The organism is Gammaproteobacteria bacterium (assembly GCA_014075255.1).
In the GTDB taxonomy this organism is placed as follows: domain Bacteria; phylum Pseudomonadota; class Gammaproteobacteria; order UBA4575; family UBA4575; genus JABDMD01.
In genome coordinates this window covers 2,049,127-2,070,899 of the sequence record CP046178.1, presented here as the reverse complement: position 1 = coordinate 2,070,899, position 21,773 = coordinate 2,049,127, and the positions used below count along the sequence as shown (strand labels likewise).

At 38.3% G+C, this 21,773-nt stretch carries 17 protein-coding genes and 1 tRNA gene; 17 read left to right on the top strand and 1 reads right to left on the bottom strand.

Going from position 1 to position 21,773, the window contains the following annotated elements; translation table 11 throughout:
* The first annotated feature begins 13 nt into the window (after positions 1-13).
* The 17 genes from pilM to GKR92_10420 all read left to right on the top strand — a co-directional run bounded on the left by pilM (position 14) and on the right by GKR92_10420 (position 21,472).
* Entirely contained in the window at positions 14-1,075 is a 1,062-nt protein-coding gene (pilM, locus tag GKR92_10500) for a type IV pilus assembly protein PilM (protein QMU62099.1), read from the top strand.
* 2 nt (positions 1,076-1,077) lie between these two features.
* Positions 1,078-1,641, top strand: coding sequence for a pilus assembly protein PilN (locus GKR92_10495; protein ID QMU62098.1), 564 nt, complete (start codon positions 1,078-1,080; stop codon positions 1,639-1,641).
* A 3-nt stretch (positions 1,642-1,644) separates the two neighbouring features.
* Positions 1,645-2,235 carry a type 4a pilus biogenesis protein PilO gene (gene pilO, locus GKR92_10490; GenBank protein QMU62097.1) on the top strand — a complete coding sequence of 197 codons (591 nt, stop codon included), beginning with the start codon at positions 1,645-1,647 and terminating at the stop codon, positions 2,233-2,235.
* A complete protein-coding gene (locus GKR92_10485; GenBank protein QMU62096.1) occupies positions 2,232-2,783 on the top strand; it encodes a pilus assembly protein PilP in 552 nt (183 codons plus the stop codon). The genes pilO and GKR92_10485 overlap by 4 nt, the downstream gene beginning before the upstream one ends.
* 130 nt (positions 2,784-2,913) lie before the next feature.
* Positions 2,914-5,043: a type IV pilus secretin PilQ gene (gene pilQ, locus GKR92_10480; protein ID QMU62781.1), complete on the top strand. Its 2,130-nt coding sequence runs from the start codon at positions 2,914-2,916 to the stop codon at positions 5,041-5,043.
* A gap of 131 nt (positions 5,044-5,174) precedes the next feature.
* Positions 5,175-5,699: a shikimate kinase AroK gene (gene aroK / locus GKR92_10475; protein QMU62095.1), complete on the top strand. Its 525-nt coding sequence runs from the start codon at positions 5,175-5,177 to the stop codon at positions 5,697-5,699.
* Positions 5,700-5,725: 26 nt separating this feature from the next.
* Entirely contained in the window at positions 5,726-6,811 is a 1,086-nt protein-coding gene (gene aroB, locus GKR92_10470; GenBank protein QMU62094.1) for a 3-dehydroquinate synthase, read from the top strand.
* Between the two features lie 4 nt (positions 6,812-6,815).
* Positions 6,816-8,006: a deoxyguanosinetriphosphate triphosphohydrolase gene (locus GKR92_10465; GenBank protein QMU62093.1), complete on the top strand. Its 1,191-nt coding sequence runs from the start codon at positions 6,816-6,818 to the stop codon at positions 8,004-8,006.
* Positions 7,990-9,600, top strand: a complete 1,611-nt coding sequence (locus GKR92_10460) for an AAA family ATPase (GenBank protein QMU62092.1) — start codon at positions 7,990-7,992, stop codon at positions 9,598-9,600. The genes GKR92_10465 and GKR92_10460 overlap by 17 nt, the downstream gene beginning before the upstream one ends.
* 188 nt (positions 9,601-9,788) lie before the next feature.
* Positions 9,789-11,498: a DNA primase gene (locus GKR92_10455; GenBank protein ID QMU62091.1), complete on the top strand. Its 1,710-nt coding sequence runs from the start codon at positions 9,789-9,791 to the stop codon at positions 11,496-11,498.
* Positions 11,499-11,574: 76 nt separating this feature from the next.
* Positions 11,575-13,383, top strand: coding sequence for an RNA polymerase sigma factor RpoD (gene rpoD, locus GKR92_10450; GenBank protein ID QMU62090.1), 1,809 nt, complete (start codon positions 11,575-11,577; stop codon positions 13,381-13,383).
* A gap of 80 nt (positions 13,384-13,463) precedes the next feature.
* Positions 13,464-13,540 (top strand) — tRNA-Ile (locus GKR92_10445).
* Positions 13,541-13,956: 416 nt separating this feature from the next.
* Positions 13,957-14,820: a response regulator gene (locus tag GKR92_10440; protein QMU62089.1), complete on the top strand. Its 864-nt coding sequence runs from the start codon at positions 13,957-13,959 to the stop codon at positions 14,818-14,820.
* A gap of 12 nt (positions 14,821-14,832) precedes the next feature.
* The gene (locus tag GKR92_10435; protein QMU62088.1) at positions 14,833-15,198 is read left to right on the top strand and encodes a response regulator; all 366 of its coding nucleotides are present in this window, start codon (positions 14,833-14,835) and stop codon (positions 15,196-15,198) included.
* The gene (locus tag GKR92_10430) at positions 15,198-15,779 is read left to right on the top strand and encodes a hypothetical protein (protein ID QMU62087.1); all 582 of its coding nucleotides are present in this window, start codon (positions 15,198-15,200) and stop codon (positions 15,777-15,779) included. The genes GKR92_10435 and GKR92_10430 overlap by 1 nt, the downstream gene beginning before the upstream one ends.
* A gap of 39 nt (positions 15,780-15,818) precedes the next feature.
* Positions 15,819-18,098, top strand: a complete 2,280-nt coding sequence (locus GKR92_10425; GenBank protein ID QMU62086.1) for a HAMP domain-containing protein — start codon at positions 15,819-15,821, stop codon at positions 18,096-18,098.
* Between the two features lie 38 nt (positions 18,099-18,136).
* Positions 18,137-21,472, top strand: coding sequence for a response regulator (locus tag GKR92_10420; GenBank protein ID QMU62085.1), 3,336 nt, complete (start codon positions 18,137-18,139; stop codon positions 21,470-21,472).
* 52 nt (positions 21,473-21,524) lie between these two features.
* On the opposite strand, the gene GKR92_10415 is transcribed toward GKR92_10420, so the two are convergent.
* A complete protein-coding gene (locus GKR92_10415; GenBank protein ID QMU62084.1) occupies positions 21,525-21,710 on the bottom strand; it encodes a hypothetical protein in 186 nt (61 codons plus the stop codon).
* Between the last annotated feature and the right edge of the window lie 63 nt (positions 21,711-21,773).

The following is a 21,773-nucleotide window of genomic DNA, read 5'->3' as shown; positions in this document are numbered from 1 at the left end:
ATTAATTATCAACGTGTTGTTTTTCAATAGAAATAAAGGCCCTGTAGTTGGCCTAGATATTAGCTCTTCCTCGGTGAAGGCCATGGAGTTTTCACAAACCAGTAATGGTTATCGTGTTGATCATTTTGGAGTAGAGCCTTTACCTTCAAACGCTGTGACCGAAAAAGTCATTTCAGACGTGGATGCAGTTGGTGAAAGTATTAGACAAGTGATGAAGAAGTCTAGTTCCAAAGCTAAAAACTGCTGTTTAGCCGTAGCTGGATCGGCGGTAATTACTAAAGTCATCACCATGCCCGCTAATCTAAGCGAAGAAGACTTGGAAGGCCAGATACAACTCGAAGCTGATCAGTACATTCCTTATGCTTTAGAAGAAGTAAACCTAGATTTTGATATCTTAGGACCTACTGAAGAAAATCCTGAAACCATCGATGTACTACTCGCAGCATCACGCAGCGAGAATGTCGATATGAGAGTTGCTGCCGCAGAAGCTGCAGGGCTTGCTCCGATTGTGATCGATGTAGAAGCGTATTCAATTGAAAATGTATTCCCTATATTAACGGAGTCTGTTGAAAACAGAGGACGCGACAAGACTGTTGCCATATTAGATATCGGGGCCACTATGACTAGTCTCAATGTGCTTGAAGATCATAAGATGGTGTATACACGCGAACAGCCATTTGGCGGTAAGCAGTTAACTGAAGAGATCATGCATCAATATGGCCTAACTTTTGAAGAGGCTGGCTTAGCAAAAAAAGAAGGTGGCTTACCAGAAAATTATGTCTCTGACCTATTAGAACCCTTTAAAAACACTGCCGCACAGCAGGCAAATCGTTTTTTACAATTCTATTACTCGGCTAGTCAGCACGTAACCGTAGACCATTTATTACTCGCTGGTGGTTGCGCTGCAATCCCAGGCTTAGATGAAAGAATCGCCAATGAAACCGGCATACAAACTACTATCGCAAACCCGTTTAGCCATCTTTCCCTGGGTTCGAAAATAAATCCACAGACACTAGGTAGTGATGCGCCTTCCATGTTAATCGCATGCGGTCTTGCGTTAAGGGCATTTGATTAATTATGGCTAGAATTAATTTATTACCTTGGCGCGAAACGCGTAGGCGCGAACAGCAGAAAGAATTTTTTACCCTGATGGGATTAGCCGGGGCCTTGTGCGCTGCAGTTGTGCTACTCACACATTTTGAGATTAACGGTAGAATTGGCCACCAAGAAAAACGTAATCAGTTTCTCACCAATGAAATTAAAGTATTGGATGGAAGAATTGCGGAAATTAAAAAGCTAGATTCAACTAGGCAGGCACTGATTGAGCGCATGGATGTTATTCAAAACTTACAAGCCGCTCGCCCAGGAGTAGTGCATTTATTTGATGAATTGGTAAAAACATTACCTGAAGGCGTACATCTTTCTAGTCTTAAACAATCTGCAAATAACTTACAGTTATCCGGCAAAGCCGAGTCGAATGCTCGTGTGTCATCCTATATGCGCAAAATAGAAGATTCTGAGTGGCTAGCTAGCCCAAGTTTAGAGGTAATTGAAACAAAAGATACGAAGTTGTCACGAATCAGCAGTTTTAGCCTAACTGCGCAACAAATTAATCCTAACATCGAAGAACAAGATAACTAAGCCATGGATTTCGCAGAACTAAAAAATGTAAATCTAACCAATATCGGTACTTCGCCCTTGTGGGTAAAAGTTTTGCTAATTGGAGTAGTTTGCATTGCAATTCTATTCGCAGGCTATTGGTTACATCACAAAGGCCAGTTAGAAGGTTTGAAAAGAGTGCAAGCAAAGGAAGTAGAGCTTAGGTCCACTTTTGAAAATAAGGCTGAGAAAGCTGCAAATCTAGAACTTTATAAAGTTCAACTTGAAGAAATGCGCCGCACCTTTGGAACGTTACTACGCCAATTACCGAGCAAAACAGAAATTCCTGCGCTTATCGTAGACATCTCTCAAACCGGATTAGCAAGTGGCTTAGAAATTGAACTATTTAAACCAAATTCTGAATCACGCAAAGAGTTTTATGCAGAAAAACCTATCAGCTTACGAGTAAAAGGTGACTACCATCAGTTTGGTGCCTTCGCGAGTGAGATAGCAGCACTGCCTCGAATAGTCACACTACATAACATCTCGCTTACACCTAGTTCTAGTGAGAACAAAGATATGACCATGACAGCAACCGCAAAAACCTATCGTTATCTTGAAGAGGATGAGGAATGACAAGGTTTAACATAAATAATTTAAGCTCTATCTTTTGGGTTTTATTACTAGCCTCAAGCACAGTACTTTTATCTGGTTGCGGCAGAGAGATGCGTGATCTGGAAGACTATGCTGAACAAGTCAAATCACGCGAACCTCCTGGCATTGACCCTATTCCAGAAGTTAAGCCTTACCAAAGTTTTAAATATCAAACCAGCAGTGCCCGCAATCCATTTGACGCATCGATATTTGAAGCCAAAATTGTTCAAAACATAAGAAAAACGAATTCAACAATTTCGCCAGATCCTAATCGCACGCCTGAATTTTTAGAAAATTTCCCTCTAGATACCTTACGCATGGTAGGAACACTTGAGCAGCGCGGCACACTTTGGGCATTAGTACAAACACCTGAAAAAACGATTCAGCGAATATCTAATGGAAACTATATTGGTCAAAACAATGGCAAAGTTTTGAATGTATCTGATGCAGGAATTAAACTTGAAGAAATTATCCCAGACGGTTTTGGTGGCTGGCGCAAACGTGATGGCGCTGTTGCATTAAGTGAATAACTTTAATACAAATTCACAAAGCAGCAGAATAATTTTTAGAGCTATTATTTACAGGGAAAGCTTAAATACTAAGGGGCATTAGGCCATGAATGAATCATTAATTAACTCATACAGACGTTGCACAGCAATCATGTTAAATAAAAACCACAAACTTAGAGCTACTGCACTTAAAGGGATCGCTACACTGCTTCTTTTTATGATGGCCATGACAGCATTTGCTCAAAACGAACTTCAAGACATTAAAGTTGCGAGCTTACCTAATGATGAAATACAGCTATCTCTACAGTTTTCTAACCCACCAACCGAACCTTTAACATTCACTATTGATAACCCTGCACGCATTGCCTTAGATTTCCCAGCTACAAACAGTGTACTCACAAGTCGTTTCCAAAATATAGGGATCGGAATTGCACAAAGCGTTAACGCCGCAGAAGCCAAGGGACGCACAAGAGTGGTTGTGAATTTGAGTCGCATGGAAGATTACAAATCCAGCGTATCTGGCAATAACTACATCCTAACCATAGGTTCTAATTCTGCTACTAACACCGTTGCCTCATCGCAACCACAAACAGGTACTACTGCAAAACCTCCAACTTCTTCATCTAGCGCTACGAATGGAAATAGCATAAACAACGTCGACTTCAGACGAGGTAGTGACGGTGCTGCCCGCATAATTGTTAATCTTTCAGATGCTAATATTCCAATTGATTTAAGTGAGCAAGGTGGCCGAGTTATTGTTGACTTTGGCAACACCTCAATACCAAATAATCTAAGCAAGCGGTGGGATGTGGTTGATTTCTCCACGCCAGTAAAATTATTTGAACCCTTTGCTGATGGGTCAAACGCCAAAATGATTATTACACCTGATGCCAGCAAAGAATTTGAGCACCTCGCTTACCAGTCTGACAACCAATATGTAGTTGAAGTTAGAGAGATCCCTGAAGAAGTTGTAGAGCAGCGAAAAAAAGACGTATTTGAAGGAGAGCGACTTTCTTTAAACTTTCAAGACATCGAAGTTCGGTCAGTGTTGCAGTTGATCGCGGACTTTACTAATTTAAACATGGTGGTGAGTGATGCCGTTTCTGGGAATTTAACACTGCGATTGAAAAACGTTCCATGGGACCAAGCTTTAGACATTATCCTAAAGACCAAAGGTTTAGGTAAACGTGAAAATGGTAATGTAATTTATGTCGCTCCAAGCGAAGAAATAGCCGCACGTGAAAAATTAGAGCTCGAAGCTCAACAACAAGTACAAGAACTAGCGCCGTTGCGCTCCGAGTTTATTCAAGTTAATTATGCACGTGCAGGCGATCTTGCATCGTTATTAAAGTCCTCTGATAATTCATTGCTATCTGAGCGTGGAAACGTATCAGTAGATGAGCGAACCAATAATTTATTAGTTCAAGATACTACACTGAAATTAAATGAAATCCGACGTTTAGTAGAAAGACTAGATGTACCTGTTAAACAGGTGCTAATCGAATCTCGTATCGTCATTGCAACTGACGACTTTAGTAAGTCACTAGGTGTACGGTTTGGCGTAACCAATATCGATGATGATTTTGATGGAAGACTTGGAAATACAGGTGTTATTTCAGGCGGATTGAACGCAACCACCGATGCCATCAATGGAGATGACCTAGAGCTAGCTGATAGATTAAATGTGAATCTACCCGCTCCTGATGCAACTGCTAGTATTGGGCTGGCATTGGCCAAGCTTCCTTTGGGCTTATTACTTGAATTAGAGCTTTCTGCAGCTCAAGCGGAAAGTCGTGCTGAGGTAATATCAACTCCGAGAGTAATTGCTTCTAACCAAACTACTGCGCGCATTGAACAAGGTACAGAAATTCCATTTCAATCTGCAACTTCTAGTGGCGCAACTGACGTAGAGCTCAAGAAAGCTGTTTTATCTCTGGAAGTTACACCTCAAATCACACCTGATGATCGCGTATCCATGAAACTAGTAATCACTAATGACAGTGTAGGCGGCCAAGTCCCTTCGGGCTTTGGTGGATTTATACCCTTTATTGATACCAATGAAATAGAAACAGATGTACTAGTAGACAATGGACAAACTATAGTCCTGGGTGGTGTATATGAACAAGATACACAAAACTCTGTTGCTCGCGTGCCATTCTTTGCCGACTTACCATTTGTGGGAGTTTTATTCAGAAGCTCTACAGAAGTTAATAACAAGTCAGAATTACTCGTATTCATAACTCCAAAAATTATCAGCGAGCAATTAGGGCTCGTCCGCTAACAATTAGCTTATATAAAGTTAACTAAACCCTTTCTATATTACATAGAGAGGGTCTTACCGTTTTAGTCTATACTCCTCCCCATGTAGAACGTTTTGCCTAATGCAAAACGCTTATTATAGAGCGCAATTATTTGGTTACTAAACATAACATCATCCTAATAGGCGCAATGGGTGTCGGCAAATCTACTGTCGGCAAACGCTTAGCTAAAAAGCTTGTAGTTGAATTCTATGACAGTGATCAGGTAATAGTAGAAAAAACAGGTGTGGATATAGCCACAATATTTGAATATGAAGGTGAACAGGGTTTCCGCAAACGTGAAGAAAAAACCATTAAAGAACTTTGTGAATTAGAAAATATTGTCCTTGCTACAGGTGGCGGAGTAATTTTATCAAAAAACACTCGTGGGTTATTATCAAAATCAGGAACAGTGTTTTACTTAAAAGCTTCAATCGAAACCCTATTAAATAGAGCTAAAAGTGAAAACTCTAGGCCATTACTTAAAACTTCTAATAAACGAAAAACAATTAGTAAGTTGCTAGAAAAACGAACACCCCTTTACGAGTCTGTAGCCCACCATACCATTAATACTGATCGACACACGGTTAACTGGTCAGCTGATCAAATCTTAAAGGTTATTCAAAACAGTAATAGCTAGTCTCTATGTTAACGTAATAATGAAATATGAATACTTTTGACGTACAGCTAGGTAAACGAAGTTACCCAATTTACATTGGGGAAGATTTACTTACCCAGCCACAGCACTTCCTCAATCACACGGCACATAAAAATGTTTTCATAATTAGTAATGAAAAAGTGGCCCCCTTATATCTAGATAAGGTTCTAGATAGCTGCAAAAAATTTAACTGCGAATTCAAGATTTTGCCTGATGGCGAGCAGCACAAAAATATTAATACTATGGAAACGATTTATAGCTCGCTATTAGAGCAGCACTGTGACCGTAGCACGACTTTAATTGCATTGGGTGGCGGAGTTATAGGAGATATCACAGGCTTCGCTGCTGCCACATATCAACGAGGTGTGCACTTCATTCAAGTACCTACTACATTATTAGCACAGGTGGATTCTTCAGTAGGTGGTAAAACTGGCGTTAATCATGCGCTTGGGAAAAATATGATCGGCTGTTTTTACCAGCCAAGATGTGTGATCGCTGATCTTAGTACACTTAACACATTAGATGAGCGTGAACTTAGTGCAGGTATTGCAGAAATTATTAAATATGGCTTGATTAGAGACCCTGAATTTTTTATTTGGCTGGAAAAAAACATGAGTAGACTAATCGCTCGTGACCTCGACGCTTTAGCTTATGCCGTACATCGCTCCTGTGAAAACAAAGCACAGATTGTGGCTGAAGATGAACTAGAACAGTCTGGGAAACGCGCACTACTAAATTATGGGCATACTTTTGGACATGCTATAGAGACTGGAACAGGTTATGGCAATTGGTTACATGGCGAAGCAGTAGCATGTGGCATGTTGATGGCTGCCCGCCTATCCATAAAACAGGGCTGGTTAAGCAAACAAGATTATTCACGTATCGAAACAATCATAAAGGCGGCAAATCTACCTACACGAACGCCGGATAAAATGACTGTCGAAGATTTTATTAACTTGATGTCCGTGGATAAAAAAGTACGTGATGGTAGATTATATTTAGTGTTACTAAATAAAATAGGAGAAGCTGTTTTAACGGCTAACCTCATGGATTCAACGCTAGAAGAAACGCTACGAGAATATTGCAACGAATAATAAAATGAACACAGCACCTGCTAAAAATGAACTGCAAGACATTTCTACCGATGATTTAGCTTCCTATGCTGCGCATGCAAACCAAAGTTTAGGCCGAGAACATCCAGAAAACAGTGCTAAATATCGCTCAGAATATCAACGTGACCGTGAACGAATAATTCACAGCACTGCATTTCGTAGACTAGAATATAAGACCCAGGTTTTCGTTAATCACGAAGGTGATTTATTCCGCACCCGTCTAACTCATTCCATAGAGGTAGCACAGATAGCCCGTGCTATTGCCCGCGCACTTAGCCTTAACGAAGATTTATGTGAAGCCATCTCATTAGCACATGATCTTGGACATACACCATTCGGACACGCAGGCCAGGATGCACTCAATGATTGTATGCAAGAACATGGAGGATTTGAGCATAATTTACAGTCTTTACGGATAGTAGATAAGCTTGAACTAAAATATCCAGAATACTCAGGATTAAATTTGATGTTTGAAACCAGAGAAGGTGTTCTTAAGCATTGCTCCCGTAAAAATGCTGAGCATCTTGGTGATCTGGGTAAGCGTTTTTTACAGCGAATGCAGCCCAGTTTAGAAGCACAATTAGCCGATATTGCTGATCAAATCGCATATAATAACCATGACCTGGACGATGGCTTGCGTGCCGGCCTAATTAACGCGAAACAACTCAGCGAAGTTGAGTTATTTGATGAAAAATTTACAAATGTGAGCGCTAAATATCCACGGCTAAGCGAAAGACGCAGAATATATGAATGCATTCGAAGTATAATTAATGAACTAGTAACTGATTTAATCTCTCAAAGTAAAGCCGTAATCAGTGATATGAAGCCTGGAACCATTGAGGAAGTGCGAACTCAGCCCAAACCAATGATTCAATTTAGCGAGTCTATGCGTTTAAAAAACCGAGAACTTAAGACATTTCTAAATAAGAATTTATATCAGCATTATAAGGTCCATCGTATGAGCCAAAAAGCGAAAAAAATAATACTGGATTTATACACATCGTTTTATAATGACACCAAGCTAATGCCTGAAGAATACCAAGAGTATGCCTCTGCTGCGCAACAACAAAAAAGTGACAAAGGTAGAGCGCGCATTGTTGCAGACTATATTGCTGGGATGACAGACCGTTACGCAATTGCAGAACACGAACGTATATTCAATGCAAAAACCATCTGAACAACGCTACAGCACTCATGCTATCGACAATATAGGTATGGATTTTATATCCATAGAGTGCCTAGAAAAATTAGGTCTTGATCAAAACCCATTCATTGATCATGCACGAGATCCTTTCCTTTTCTCCGACAAGCAACTTGAAATGTCCATGAACGTATTAGTGGACTATTTAGTAAATCAAAATTCGACAATTGTATTACTTGGCGAAGTAGGCATTGGGAAAACTACTCATTTACGTGCATTGCTACGCAAAGGGTATCAACAATTTAACTTTTGCACACTACGCGCAAAACCTAAAATATCCTTTGCCGAGATCGAGCAAAAGATTAAAGAACGTTGGCGTCTACCACAAAATATAGATGAAAATGAATTACAGGCAGACATTGATAGCAATGAGCACTTAGCCACAAATGAACACATAAAAAAGTATATAGAAGATAACAAGCAACCAGTACTAATTATCGATGATGCGCATCGACTACAAAATAATGTGCTCGACGATCTATTAAAACTTAAGCATCACGTGGGGCTTCAATCACCGCACACCATGGGTCTAATTCTTGCTTCAGAACCAGCTCTACAGACTCAACTAGCAGAATTAGAGCAAATTAACCCCGCAGCAACACAGATCTATCAGATAAATGTGCGTTCATTCGATATGAATCAGTGCAAAGAATACATTCAATATCGTATGAATAAAGCTGGTGTAAATTATGAAACTATCCTGAATTCAGAAAAAATATCAGAGATCTATACAAGATCTAAAGGTTTGCCCAAGCACATTAATAAGTTAGCACGAGAAGAAATTTCAAAGCTGTGTGAAAAAAAGACTACTGCGACAAATACAACCTACAAGCTCAAATCTAGCCCGAGTATGCGTCTAAGTCTTATTTTAGCAGGACTAATTGGACTGGCAGTAATATTTGCAGCCTTAACAAATAGATTTAGTAAACCTGATGAGACTGTATCTCTAGATTTAAGCAAGCCAAAAACAGAACAAGAAAGCATAGATACTAAAGATCAGGCCGTAGCAACAAAACCTAAAAATGAATCTAACAAAAAATCTAACAAAGAAGAAATCGCAACTAAACAAAAGCAGGCAAGCGCTGTTTCTAAACCAAGTAATAAATCTATAGCTAAGCCTTATGTAGCTCCTTTAGTACTAGGACCTCTTCTAGACAGCAGCCCAAGCACTCAGACTAAATCACAAAATAAACAACTAAAACCAACTAGTAGCCCCAAAACCGTTGGCAAACAGGCAAAGACTAAAAACTCAACTCAATCACTTCACTCATCAGATTGGATACTAGAGCAAGACCCTAAAGCCTATACTATACAAATCGTGGCTTCGCCAAATGAAAATAACTTGCAGGATTTTGCAAATAAAAATTCTTTAAAAGAAAATACAGCTTATTACAAAAAATCTTCTGCGGATAAAAATTGGTTCGTTCTTGTACACGGCATTTATAGTTCGCGAGAAGACGCTCTTCGTGGTATCGAAACGCTTTCAGATTCACTGAAAAAAAATACTCCTTATCCAGTTCAATTAAAATACCTTCAAGAGGTAATACCAGTAATTACTATTGAACAGTAATCTCTATAACGCTAGGCCATTTTGGTACTATTCAAAAAAACCCTTAGGGTCTTGTTACAGTCATAAAACAATTAACCTGAAAAATAATAATGATTCTATTCACCGCCACAGGCTTTAAGTTTTGCTACGATAGGTCCATCATCTTACCTTTGTAAACTTTCACTAATAAATTTTTAAGTCAGGTCTAGATCATAGTGTCCTCGAGAATTCCTCAAGCCTTCATTGATGAAGTTGTCACTCGTACCGATATAGTTGAGCTTATCGATAATCATGTGTCTTTGAAAAAGAAAGGCAAGGAATATGCTGCGTGCTGTCCTTTCCATAACGAAAAAACCGCTTCATTTACCGTGAGTCCTGAAAAACAGTTTTACCATTGCTTTGGTTGTGGTGCGCATGGCACGGCGTTAGGTTTTTTAATGGAATACGAGCGTCTTGATTTCATAGAAGCCGTTGAAGTCCTTGCGCAACAACATGGGCTTGAGGTTCCTCAGGATGAAACAAATTTTGTAAAAAGTGATCATCAAAATTTATATATTTTGCTTGAACAAGCCAACCTTTATTTCCAAAAAAATCTACGTCAACATCCTCATGCTATTGATTACTTAAAAAATCGCGGAGTAAGTGGCGAAGTGGCTGCTAAATATGATTTAGGTTATGCCGAAAATGGATATGAATACTTACTTAAACAATTTAATAACTCAGCAACTCAAGAACAACTGATTGAAATTGGTTTAATTAAAAAAAATGACAAAGGCAGCTTGTATGATCGTTTTCGTAACCGGATTGTATTTCCAATTAAAGATCGTCGTGGTCGAGTTATCGGCTTTGGTGGCAGGGTGCTTGATGATGCGGTACCCAAGTATTTAAACTCTCCTGAAACACCAGTTTTCCATAAAAGTGATGCGCTTTACGGTTTATATGAAGCACGTAAATCAAACCATACAACTAAAGCATTAATAGTTGTTGAGGGGTATATGGACGTTGTCGCCCTTGCGCAACATGGCATAGACAATGTGGTAGCAACACTAGGTACTGCAACGACTTCGCAACACATACAACAACTGTATCGCTGTACTCAAGAAATAATATTTTGCTTTGATGGTGATCGTGCTGGTAGAGAGGCAGCCTGGCGTGCTGCACAACAAACCATCCCATTATTTACAGATGGACTTGAAACAAAATTTTTATTCCTACCACAGGGTGAAGACCCAGATAGTTTAATCCGCACACGTGGGAAAGAAATATTTTTACAATACGTAGATGAAGGCGATTCATTATCAACCTTTATATTTTCGAAACTAAGTGAAGACATAGACACTAGGACTCCATCTGGTAAAGCCAGACTGGCACAAATTGCTAAACCCTTATTAGAAAAATTTCCTAATGGAGTATTTAAAAGATTAGTTTTTGAGGAGTTAGAAAAAAAAGTTGGCGCACCTATCCATTACAATACATCTGCTCTAAACAATACTAAACCTGCTGTACCGTCTAACAATAAAGCCACACCGGTGCGTTTAGCAATTGCCGCACTACTGCATCAACCATCGTTAGCATTAGATATCGGCTCTATTGCTCATCTAGAAATTTGTAGCCTTTCCGGTGTCCCACTACTAACCAAGATTATAAAAATTTGGAAACTGGAGCCCTCTCTAAGTCATGCAGCCCTAATTGAACGCTTTCGTGACCGACCGGAAGAGCAGCAAATACAAAAACTGATGACCTGGTCTCCACCTGAATTAGCAGAGCCTAAACAGGCCCTGGAAGATGCCCTAAGCTGGATTGAGCGTAAGACCCAGACATCACGCGTGCAGGAACTCATTGAAAAAGAAAGCACTGATGGACTTACTGAGGATGAGCGGCAAGAATTTAAGAACTTACTTCATCAAAAAGCATCATAAGTACTACCTATATCAGTGTTTTCTGATAGACTTGCCGGTTCACCCAGCAATCCTTCAAATCTGAGTTTGGAACAAAATGGACGAAGATCAACAATCCAGCATTAAACAACTTATCGCCAAAGGCAAAGAACAAGGTTATCTCACTTATGCAGAGGTAAATGACCACTTGCCTAGCGGAATTGTTGACCCTGAACAAATCGAAGACATCGTTAGCATGATTAACGACATGGGAATCAAAGTCCATGAACAAGCGCCGGATGCAGACAGTTTAATAATATCTGACAGCACGGCCACTGATGATGATGTAGAAGAAGAAGCTGCTGCTGCGTTAGCAACAGTAGATAGTGAATTTGGCCGCACTACAGACCCGGTTCGCATGTATATGCGTGAAATGGGCATTGTTAACCTATTAACACGCGAGGGCGAAATTAAAATCGCCAAGCGTATTGAAGATGGTTTGCGTCAAGTTCTATTCGCGATTGGTCACTATCCCGCGACGATCGAAAAATTATTATTTATGTACAACAAGGTTGAAGCCGAAGAGCTACGACTAACTGACTTGATTACCGGTTTTATTGATCCAGATGAAGACACTGATGCCATTCCTCCACCTGCTGCACAACAACAAGCAGAAAGAGAAAAAAATCAGACTGGCGATGATGAAGAAGAAGAAGTAGATACCGGACCTGATCCCGAGGAGGCTCGTGCTTACTTTAAAGGTTTAGAAAAGTTATTCAAAAAGCTTTCAAGTCCTGCAGTTGCAGATGATGAGAAAAAACTAGCCAAGGCGCGTGAAAAACTTGCTGAAGAATTTACGATGGTCAAGTTAGTACCAAAAATCGTAGACATTCTTACTGAAGATGTGCGCAAAATGATGAACCGCATCCGGTCTCACGAACGCAGCATTATGCAAGTTTGTGTGCATAACGCGAAAATGCCGCGCAGCAAATTCATTGAGTCTTTCACAGGTAGTGAAACCGATGTTAAATGGATAGATACACACGCTAAAGCAAAGTTTTCTACGGCACTTATCGAATTCAAACCAGAAATTAAAAAAGAACAAGAAAAGCTCATTCTAATTGAAGGTGAAATCGCCCTTACAGTTGGCGAAATTAAAGACATTAACCGTCGCATGTCAATTGGTGAAGCTAAAGCAAGACGTGCCAAGAAAGAAATGGTTGAAGCAAATTTACGTTTAGTTATTTCGATTGCAAAGAAATACACCAATCGCGGCTTACAGTTCTTAGACTTAATTCAAGAAGGCAATATTGGTTTAATGAAAGCGGTAGATAAATTTGAATATCGCCGCGGTTACAAGTTCTCTACCTATGCTACTTGGTGGATTCGACAGGCCATTACACGTTCCATTGCTGACCAGGCACGTACCATTCGAATCCCAGTGCATATGATTGAGACCATTAACAAACTCAATCGTATATCGCGTCAAATGCTACAAGAGATGGGTCGTGAAGCGACACCTGAAGAACTATCAGAACGCATGGAAATGCCTGAAGACAAAGTACGTAAAGTACTTAAGATAGCCAAAGAACCTATTTCGATGGAAACTCCGATTGGAGATGATGAAGATTCACATCTTGGTGATTTCATTGAAGATGCTACGATCGAATCGCCCGTAGATTCGGCTGCCTTCGAAGGTTTAGGAGAAGCCACGCGTGAAATACTTGCCTCACTCACACCTCGCGAAGCAAAAGTGCTGCGCATGCGTTTCGGTATTGATATGAATACTGACCACACACTAGAAGAAGTGGGCAAACAGTTCGACGTAACACGTGAACGTATTCGTCAGATCGAAGCCAAAGCATTACGTAAACTTCGACATCCTAGTCGTTCCGAACAATTACGAAGTTTCCTTGAAATTGAATAAGGTCATTTGAACAAATGAAGTTGCACGAGAAATAGAGTACCTTCAACAAACTCTGTATTATCCTATATGTTTTTTGTTCAGGGCCCTTAGCTCAGTTGGTTAGAGCATCCGACTCATAATCGGCAGGTCCGCAGTTCAAGTCTGCGAGGGCCCACCAACCCCACTAATCAAAAAGTTCTATTAGAGCATTCCGCAAAGGTGTTCTGATAGTCGGCTGTATTCAGTAAGTATTTAATTGTTACCTGTTTAGAAAGCTGAATTTCGTGTAGCGCTTGATCCTCCGGTAAGAACTTATAATCCATTAATCGTAGGCTCGAGCCCTTCTGAGCCCCTGTAAAAAACAATTATTCATAGCTCCCTATAACTGCTAATTTTCTAGCATCAAACAGCAAATGTGCCTTCGTATCCAACGGTATATTAAGGCCCTATATCTGAAAAAGTATCCCGCTTAAACGGGTTACAGGTCACAAAAAAGATAATGGGATTACAGTCATTAAAACCTTTTATACACACTGACTGGTGGCCATTTTGTGAAAATAGTATTTATAAAATTCACTACGCAAGGAAGCTAAAGTGAATGAAATGACAAGGTCGTTCCGTATCAAACTGTGCGGGATTCAGCTTAAAGATCACAATGTGCTAAAACGTATTTTAGCCATAACAGAAGGACGTGCGCGCACCTATTCATTATCAAATCTAGAAGAAGATGAAGAAACTGATATTTTAATTGTTAATGCAGATGACCCTACCGCTACAGATGAATGGAACGAAAAATATGTAGGAAGCAATGGCGTTAGTATGTGTGCAACGGTATTTGCGAGTCGAAACAATAATACAAAAGAACAGTATAGCAACACATCGTTGCCCTTTTCCCCTACTCGAATTCTTAAGTGTCTCGATGAGGTCACTGTTAAGAATTTTAAATATACGCCAGAATTACGGATTGAAGAACCTACTGAAGAAATTGAATCAGAGACTACCCATTCAAGCATTCGCAACTACAAATCTGAACTTTCAAATCAAGAATTAGAAACTTTTATTGGTAACGAACCAAGCAAAGATAATGGACGCAACAAACGCAATGTACTTATCGTTGATGATAGCTTACCTGTAAGAAAAGCGTTAGATATGAAGCTGCGCCTTATGGATTATGAAGTCCAACATGCTTCTAGCGGGCGAGAAGCAATTTTTTTACTTCAAAACAGTCGTTTTGATTTTATATTTCTTGATGTAGTCATGCCTGGAATAGATGGCTATGAAGTTTGTAAATTAATTAAGCGTAACAAGGCTACTAAAAATATCCCTGTTGTAATGTTAACGAGCCGATCCTCTCCATTCGATAGAGTTAAAGGGAAGTTAGCGGGTTGTGATTCATACTTAACAAAACCAGTTGAACACGAAAAATTTGAAAAAATAGTGACTGGATTTCTTATCTAATGAGGACAAGACATTATGAGCAGTAAAGTATTAATCGTCGATGACTCTAAACTTGATTTAGAAGTTTTAAAAGCTATTGTCACAAATGCCGGATATCAAGTCGTTACGGCAGTCTCTGGCCAAGAAGCAGTAGATAAAGCAGCAAGCATCCACCCAGATTTAATATTTATGGATGTCATTATGAATAATAAAGATGGGTTTGAAGCATGTCGTGAAATTATTGCTAACAAAGAGACTAAAAACATACCTATAGTCTTTGTAACTGGGAAATGCCAAAAAGCAGATCGCGTCTGGGCAGAGCTGCAAGGTGGCAAAGCATTAGTGGGAAAACCATTTACCTCTGATCAGATAATGACAGAAATTAATAAGCATATCTGATGGATAAGGTTTCCAATTCAAATTTTAATGAAATTATTGATGCGTCAAACACTGCGCACACTGGTTCAGTATGGCTAAAAGAAAATGAAAAGCTAATTGAAAAACTTGAAGCTGCTTACAAGTCTACGCCAGAAAAGAATTCTACTAATCAAAGTAACCAGCTATATGGAATTAAATTCAATACTTTACATATTTTGATTGACAAAAATACCCCTAGCGAATTACTCGAAGATAACAGTGTATTCCCTATTCCTTTAGCTGCCGATTGGATTATAGGAGTTGCTAACATTCGAGGGGATATTATCCCGATAATTGATATAGAAAAAACTGTATTAGGTGAAACCAAAAATATTAATGCCAATAGTAATAACATTATGATTATTGGCAAAGGTGAAGATGCCATTGGATTACTACTAGATCAGCTACCAATGCTTATTAGTGTCGCCGATGATGCAAAACTAAATGATTACTCTAACTTACCTAAAATAATACAAGAGTACGTGGAATATGCTTATACACATGATGATCAAAAATGGGTATGTATAAATTTTCCTTTATTCATTCAATCTTTAAAAACTTAACTCTTTTTTATACATCAGGCGTCTCAATAGGACATTACTATGGTCAATTCAAATTTAATTTCAAATATATCGATAAATAAAAAATTAACAATATTATTTATTACTGTTGCAATTGGTTTTATTGCAACCACTGCAACTTATTGGTTTATAGTTAATAATGCTCGTGCCTCTACAGAACGAACTAATTTATTTATTGAATATGGGCAATTAATTAGTGAGGCTCAAAAAAATTATTTTAAAGTTAGACGTTTTGAAAAAGATTTTTTATTAAGTATTTCTGCATCAACAGGCCAAACTTATAACAATGCCCCTCTTGATGAACATGCTAAACATGTACAGCTGTTAGAAAAGAATATGGAAGGGCTACGGTCATTAGGCAGCACCATTGATGCATCTAATTCCAAAGAAATAGTCATTAATGAGGTAGAAATGCCTACTGATTATATATCTCAGCTGATCACGCAAGCGTCAACAGTTGTTGAAAATTATAAAATATCATTTTCTGATATTGTAAAATTCAATCAACTAGTTGGATTCACCAACTCAGAGGGACTACGACTGAAGGCTAATGATTCAATTAACTCAATTGAAACTAATACTAAATCTTCAACAAATCCAAAATTATTCACCTCTATTGCAAAATTACGCTCGCATGAAAAACATATTTTACAATCTATAGATTTAACTGAATCATTTGAAGATTTAAAACTCGAGGCTAAAATATTCAACTTAGAATTAAAAGCAACTTCTCTAAATACAAAAGATAGACTTTACTTAACTAATAAAATTAGCAATTACATTCATATTGTAGATGAAATAGTAACTAATAAACGTAATGCAAATGAATATACAGAGCTTTACGATTTCATGCTCGGCCCAATGTTTGACGAAATGGGCCAATCATCTAAATTGAGCATTACTCAAAACCAGGCTGTACTAGAGAAAAGTACAATTTTTACAACAATAGTGGTTTCTACCTTATTGCTTGCAATTGCGGCCTTGATCTCCTCATTACTTTATTTCTTTGGTGATTCAATCAGAAAACCAATTAACAAACTATTAGATACGATACATGCAGTAAATCAGGGAGATCTATCAGCCCGAGTACATACACAACGAAAAGACGAATTAGGTGAATTATCCTCCTCATTTGATAAATTATTAGATGAGAAAGTTGCGCAACTCTCCGAATCAGAAAAAGAAAACGAACAACTCAATGAATCAGTAATTGAGTTAATTAAAGCTGTGGCTCAATTAGGAAGGAAAGATTTCACTGTTAAGGTCCCTGTATTTGAAGATGTAACCGGAGCAGTGGGTGATTCACTAAATTTATTAACAAAAGAAACTGCAGGAGCCCTTAATGATGTAAAAAGCATATCGACTTATGTAGCGGGAGTTTCCAGGCTGGTTCAAAAACAATCAAACTTAGTTATCTCAGTTGCTGAGCATGAACGACAGCAAGTTCAAAAAACAGTAAATGAACTGAACAAATCATCAACTGCGATGAACAAAATCTCCACGGATGCTATCGATGCGAACACTAGAGCTGATAATGCTCTTCAAAATACTCAATACGCCTTAAATGCAGTAAATAAATCAGTAGAAGGCATTAATAGTATTCGTGACACTATTCGTGAAACTGAAAAAAGAATTAAGCGGCTAGGCGAACGATCGCAAGAAATTACGGGAATTGTAAATTTAATCAACAGTATTGCTGAACGAACCCATATCCTCGCACTAAATGCCAGCATGCACGCCGCATCAGCAGGTGAAGCAGGGCGTGGTTTTGCAGTGGTCGCTGACGAAGTACAACGGCTCGCCGAAAGTGCGCGCGAAGCTACAACAGAAATTGGTTCATTAGTGAGTAATATTCGTACAGAAACTAACGATACAGTAACTGCCATGAGTAAAGCTATTAGCCAAGTAGCCAATGGTACTCAACTTGCCGAACAAGCAGGCTCTGCAATGAAATTGACTGAAAAATCAACGGAAGATCTAGTACAGGCAGTTGAAAGAATTACTCAAAGTTCTAAAGATCAAGCGAACGTAAGCTTAGAACTAGTTGAGCAGTCTAAGGGTATCGTTTTAAGCACTAGAAAAACAGATAAATATTTAAAAACCCAAGTAACAAGTACTAACAACCTTGTAGCCTATTCTAAACGTCTATTAACAACTATTCAGTCTTTCAAACTTCCAGAAAGTAAATCAATGCAACAGACTAACTCAATTAAAAATATTGAGGTGCCTGAAATTGAGAGTGTTCTGAGTAATCAGGAAGATAGCAAAAAAAGCACTACTATTAAATCGGCAAGCGCATAATCAAATAGTTAAGTATATTAATAAACTAGAATAAGCTCATGGAAATAAATATTAATTTTTGCTTAGAACATTTGGAGCGTCTTAACAATCTAAGCCAAAATTGGTCGGATAATGAAAACCAAGAGCCTGATAAACTAAGTGAACTTCTACTTGAGTTTGATTTAGTAATTAACCAACTAAAAGATCATGCAAATAAAAATAATGATATTGAACTAGAAGATCTCTACACTCAATTTCAGAATAATCTGATCGTTTTTTATGAATCAGTTGCATCAGAAAAACAAATTGAATTAATTTGCGCTTGGCCAGTTTACTTCAGTGAATTTATTTCAAACCGCCAAGATGAAGAAACCATTGTGGGGCTTATAGAATTTCTATGCGATCCAGATTGGCCTTATGCCTATAGCTCCGAACATAACCATACAACACAATCAAACGCCGATACTCTAGTTCTGCAAACAGAAATACCTGAAAGTCTAGTTGAACCAGAATCAAAGATTGAGCGCCCTCCAGAAGAATCAACAAATTTAAGTGCTGAACAACAAGAATTTTTAAATTTAATCAATGCCGAAATAGTTGATATTCAAGCATCCCATACAGAAAGACTTACTACATTAATTGAGTCATCAGAGAGAAAAGAGTCTGATCTACAAGACGAACTTGATACTCAAATAGACCAACTTGAACGCATCGGATCAGCTTCGGAAATGGTGGGCTTACGAGGATTAAAAAAGTTTTGTAAGCAAATTCATAAATTTTTAAGTCATGTGCGCGATAGCGACATAAATCAACTTACTACTCTAATAGAACCATTACTCGATTGGCCCGATATTATACAGGCATATTTATTTGCACCCGAAGATTCTGACTATATTCTAGCTGCACTAGATTACTTAAACCTAGATTGCTGGCCAATACAGTTAACACCTGTCGAGCAAAAGGATTTTGAAGATGCTTTCTATTCTTCAAAAATTGAGGGCGACACAAGTCAAACTCTCTCACGTATTCGTGATGCAACCCTTGAAAATATTAACCTAAATAAACCAGAAGATGTTCCGGAAGAACTTTTTGATAGTTTATTACAAGATTTACCTGATCAAACCGCAGAATTTTCACTCGCTGTTCAACACTTAAGAGGCCATGATTACCTTAAGCAATTAGAAATCTCTAAGAGAATTGCGCATACCTTAAAAGGTGCAGGTAATACAGTTGGCATACAAGGACTTGCTAATTTAACCCATCACTTGGAAGACATACTGGACGCTTTACTCAAGGAAAATGAAAAACCATCCCATAAATTACATAGTGTGCTTGAGAATGCTGCCGACTGTTTAGAAGAGATGTCAGAGCATCTTCATGGAATGGGACAAGCGCCTGAAGAGACATTACAGATATTACAAGAAGTATTAAATTGGGCAAACCACATTGATGAGCATGGAATCCCAGCAGAAAATGACTCTTTTAATTATAATCACGAATCTACGGCCAACAAAATAGAGAATAGTGAAACACCAATAAATATAACTTCAAAAATTGAAGACGACGAGAAAGAGAAAGAATCTCAAGTGGAGCAATCACTACGAATTGCTACTAGCTTAGTAGATGATTTACTCAAGCGTGCTGATGAAAACATAATCTCAAATGCCCAAATGCAAGAATATATCTTACGTTCTAAAACATTCGCAAAACAGCTGCGCAGCAACAACCATAAAATTAAAAATTTGGTTAATGAGTTAGAACACTTAATCGAAGTTCGTGGATTTTCATCGCAGTTTTCACCAAAAAATAAACAGGATAAGTTTGACCCATTAGAAATGGATAAATTTAATGAACTCAATACTTATTCCAATTTACTTATTGAAGCTGCAGCTGATTCAAACGAATTTGCCATGAGTATTGAGGCATCACTATTAAAATTAGAAAATCTTTCTACCGTACAAAGACGCATATTATTAGAAAATCAAGAAGCAGTGTTGCGCACAAGAATGGTACCCATTAAATCAATCACCCAAAGATTGAAACGCTGCGTTAAACAAGCCAATAAACTATCAAATAAATCTGCACAACTTAAAATTGTAGGTGAAAATATCCTTATTGATAGCGACATCCTCAATCAACTTGTCGATCCATTGATGCATATTCTTCGAAACGCTATAGATCATGGTATTGAACCCGCAGAATCTCGAAAACAGCAAGGAAAGACTGAAGGTGGCTCTGTAAATTTACGCTTTCATAAGAAGGGAAAACAAATATATATCAGCTGCGAAGATGATGGACGCGGATTAGACATTGATCGAATCAAATCAAAAGCACTCGAAATGGGGCTTCTGCATGAAGATATTGCATTTGAAAAAGAAGATGCCTTAAAACTAATTTTACAGCATGGCTTTTCAACTAAAGAAGAAATATCCCAACTATCCGGACGAGGAGTTGGACTAGATGTGGTATTTGCAGATGTAAGAGATTTAAAAGGCTCTGTGTCCATGAATACCCATTATGGTGTTGGCACAAAAATTGAACTTAGTATCCCTATGACCTTCCATTCTACTCAAGCATTATTGGTTTCTTGTGCTAACAACACGCTAGCACTTTCAAACAGAGGTGTAGAAGAAATTTTACACCCTGGTGCGGGTAGCATTATTTCTAAACAGAACATGCCATTTTTTGCGTATAAACAAAAACATTATCCAATATTTAACTTACAGAATGTACTATTCAATGAACATAAAATTGAATCAGATGACCCAAGTCAAGCTGTACTAATCATCAAAGATGAGTTTGATAATAGTCACGCCATTTTAATAGATAAAATTCTAGACTCTCGAGAAATTGTAGTTAAACCATTTAGCCGCTTTATACCAAAAATGTCGGGTTTGCTGGGCTCAACCATTATTGGTGACGGAAGTGTAATTTCTGTACTAGATTTATTAGACATCGTAAATATTGCAGACCCTAGTATTTTAAGGTCGCGAAACATTAAGAAAAAACAGTCTGAACATGTTAATAATATACATGCACTTATAGTCGAAGATGCAATCAGTACTCGTAAATCACTTGCGCAGTTTATGACAGATCTTGGTTTTAATGTTGCAACGGCTAAAGATGGCGTAGAGGCGATTGATATTATTCAAAAACAACTGCCTTCCATCATACTTACTGATTTAGAGATGCCGCGCATGAATGGATTAGAATTAACAGATCACTTGCGCTCTAATAAAGAAACAGAAAATACACCAATCATTATGATTACATCACGTGCAACGGATAAACATAAGAAAGAAGCTCATCGCATCGGTGTTACAGAATATATGACAAAACCTTACGACGAAGACATTTTACTCAATATAATTAACAAGCTTAGTATTACTGCATAGCTTTCGAAAAAACTACAAACGCAAATCTAAGAGAAGTAATATTTGTTGACTATTACTTCTTGAATTTGTTTGAATCAAAAGTAAGGTGATCTTCTTTGACTTGAATATTTGCAATTCTTCTATCTGGCATCGTTCTTCGATCAAATTTTACTAATTTCCCCAAACTATCAAAAAATGGAAATTTAGTCGGCAGCCCAAACCTACGTCTATCCTCACGCACACCCCTGCGATTTGTCACATTCGCTATTGTAGGAAACCCTTCATGGTTCCTCTTAGTTAATTTCTTCAACCCCCACATAAC

Coding starts and splice junctions, on each gene's coding strand:
- GKR92_10430 (QMU62087.1), top strand. CDS start 15,198: ATGGATAAGGTTTCCAATTCAAATTTTAATGAAATTATTGATGCGTCA.
- rpoD (QMU62090.1), top strand. CDS start 11,575: ATGGACGAAGATCAACAATCCAGCATTAAACAACTTATCGCCAAAGGC.
- pilO (QMU62097.1), top strand. CDS start 1,645: ATGGATTTCGCAGAACTAAAAAATGTAAATCTAACCAATATCGGTACT.
- GKR92_10495 (QMU62098.1), top strand. CDS start 1,078: ATGGCTAGAATTAATTTATTACCTTGGCGCGAAACGCGTAGGCGCGAA.
- GKR92_10420 (QMU62085.1), top strand. CDS start 18,137: ATGGAAATAAATATTAATTTTTGCTTAGAACATTTGGAGCGTCTTAAC.
- pilQ (QMU62781.1), top strand. CDS start 2,914: ATGTTAAATAAAAACCACAAACTTAGAGCTACTGCACTTAAAGGGATC.
- GKR92_10425 (QMU62086.1), top strand. CDS start 15,819: ATGGTCAATTCAAATTTAATTTCAAATATATCGATAAATAAAAAATTA.
- aroB (QMU62094.1), top strand. CDS start 5,726: ATGAATACTTTTGACGTACAGCTAGGTAAACGAAGTTACCCAATTTAC.
- GKR92_10460 (QMU62092.1), top strand. CDS start 7,990: ATGCAAAAACCATCTGAACAACGCTACAGCACTCATGCTATCGACAAT.
- GKR92_10485 (QMU62096.1), top strand. CDS start 2,232: ATGACAAGGTTTAACATAAATAATTTAAGCTCTATCTTTTGGGTTTTA.
- GKR92_10465 (QMU62093.1), top strand. CDS start 6,816: ATGAACACAGCACCTGCTAAAAATGAACTGCAAGACATTTCTACCGAT.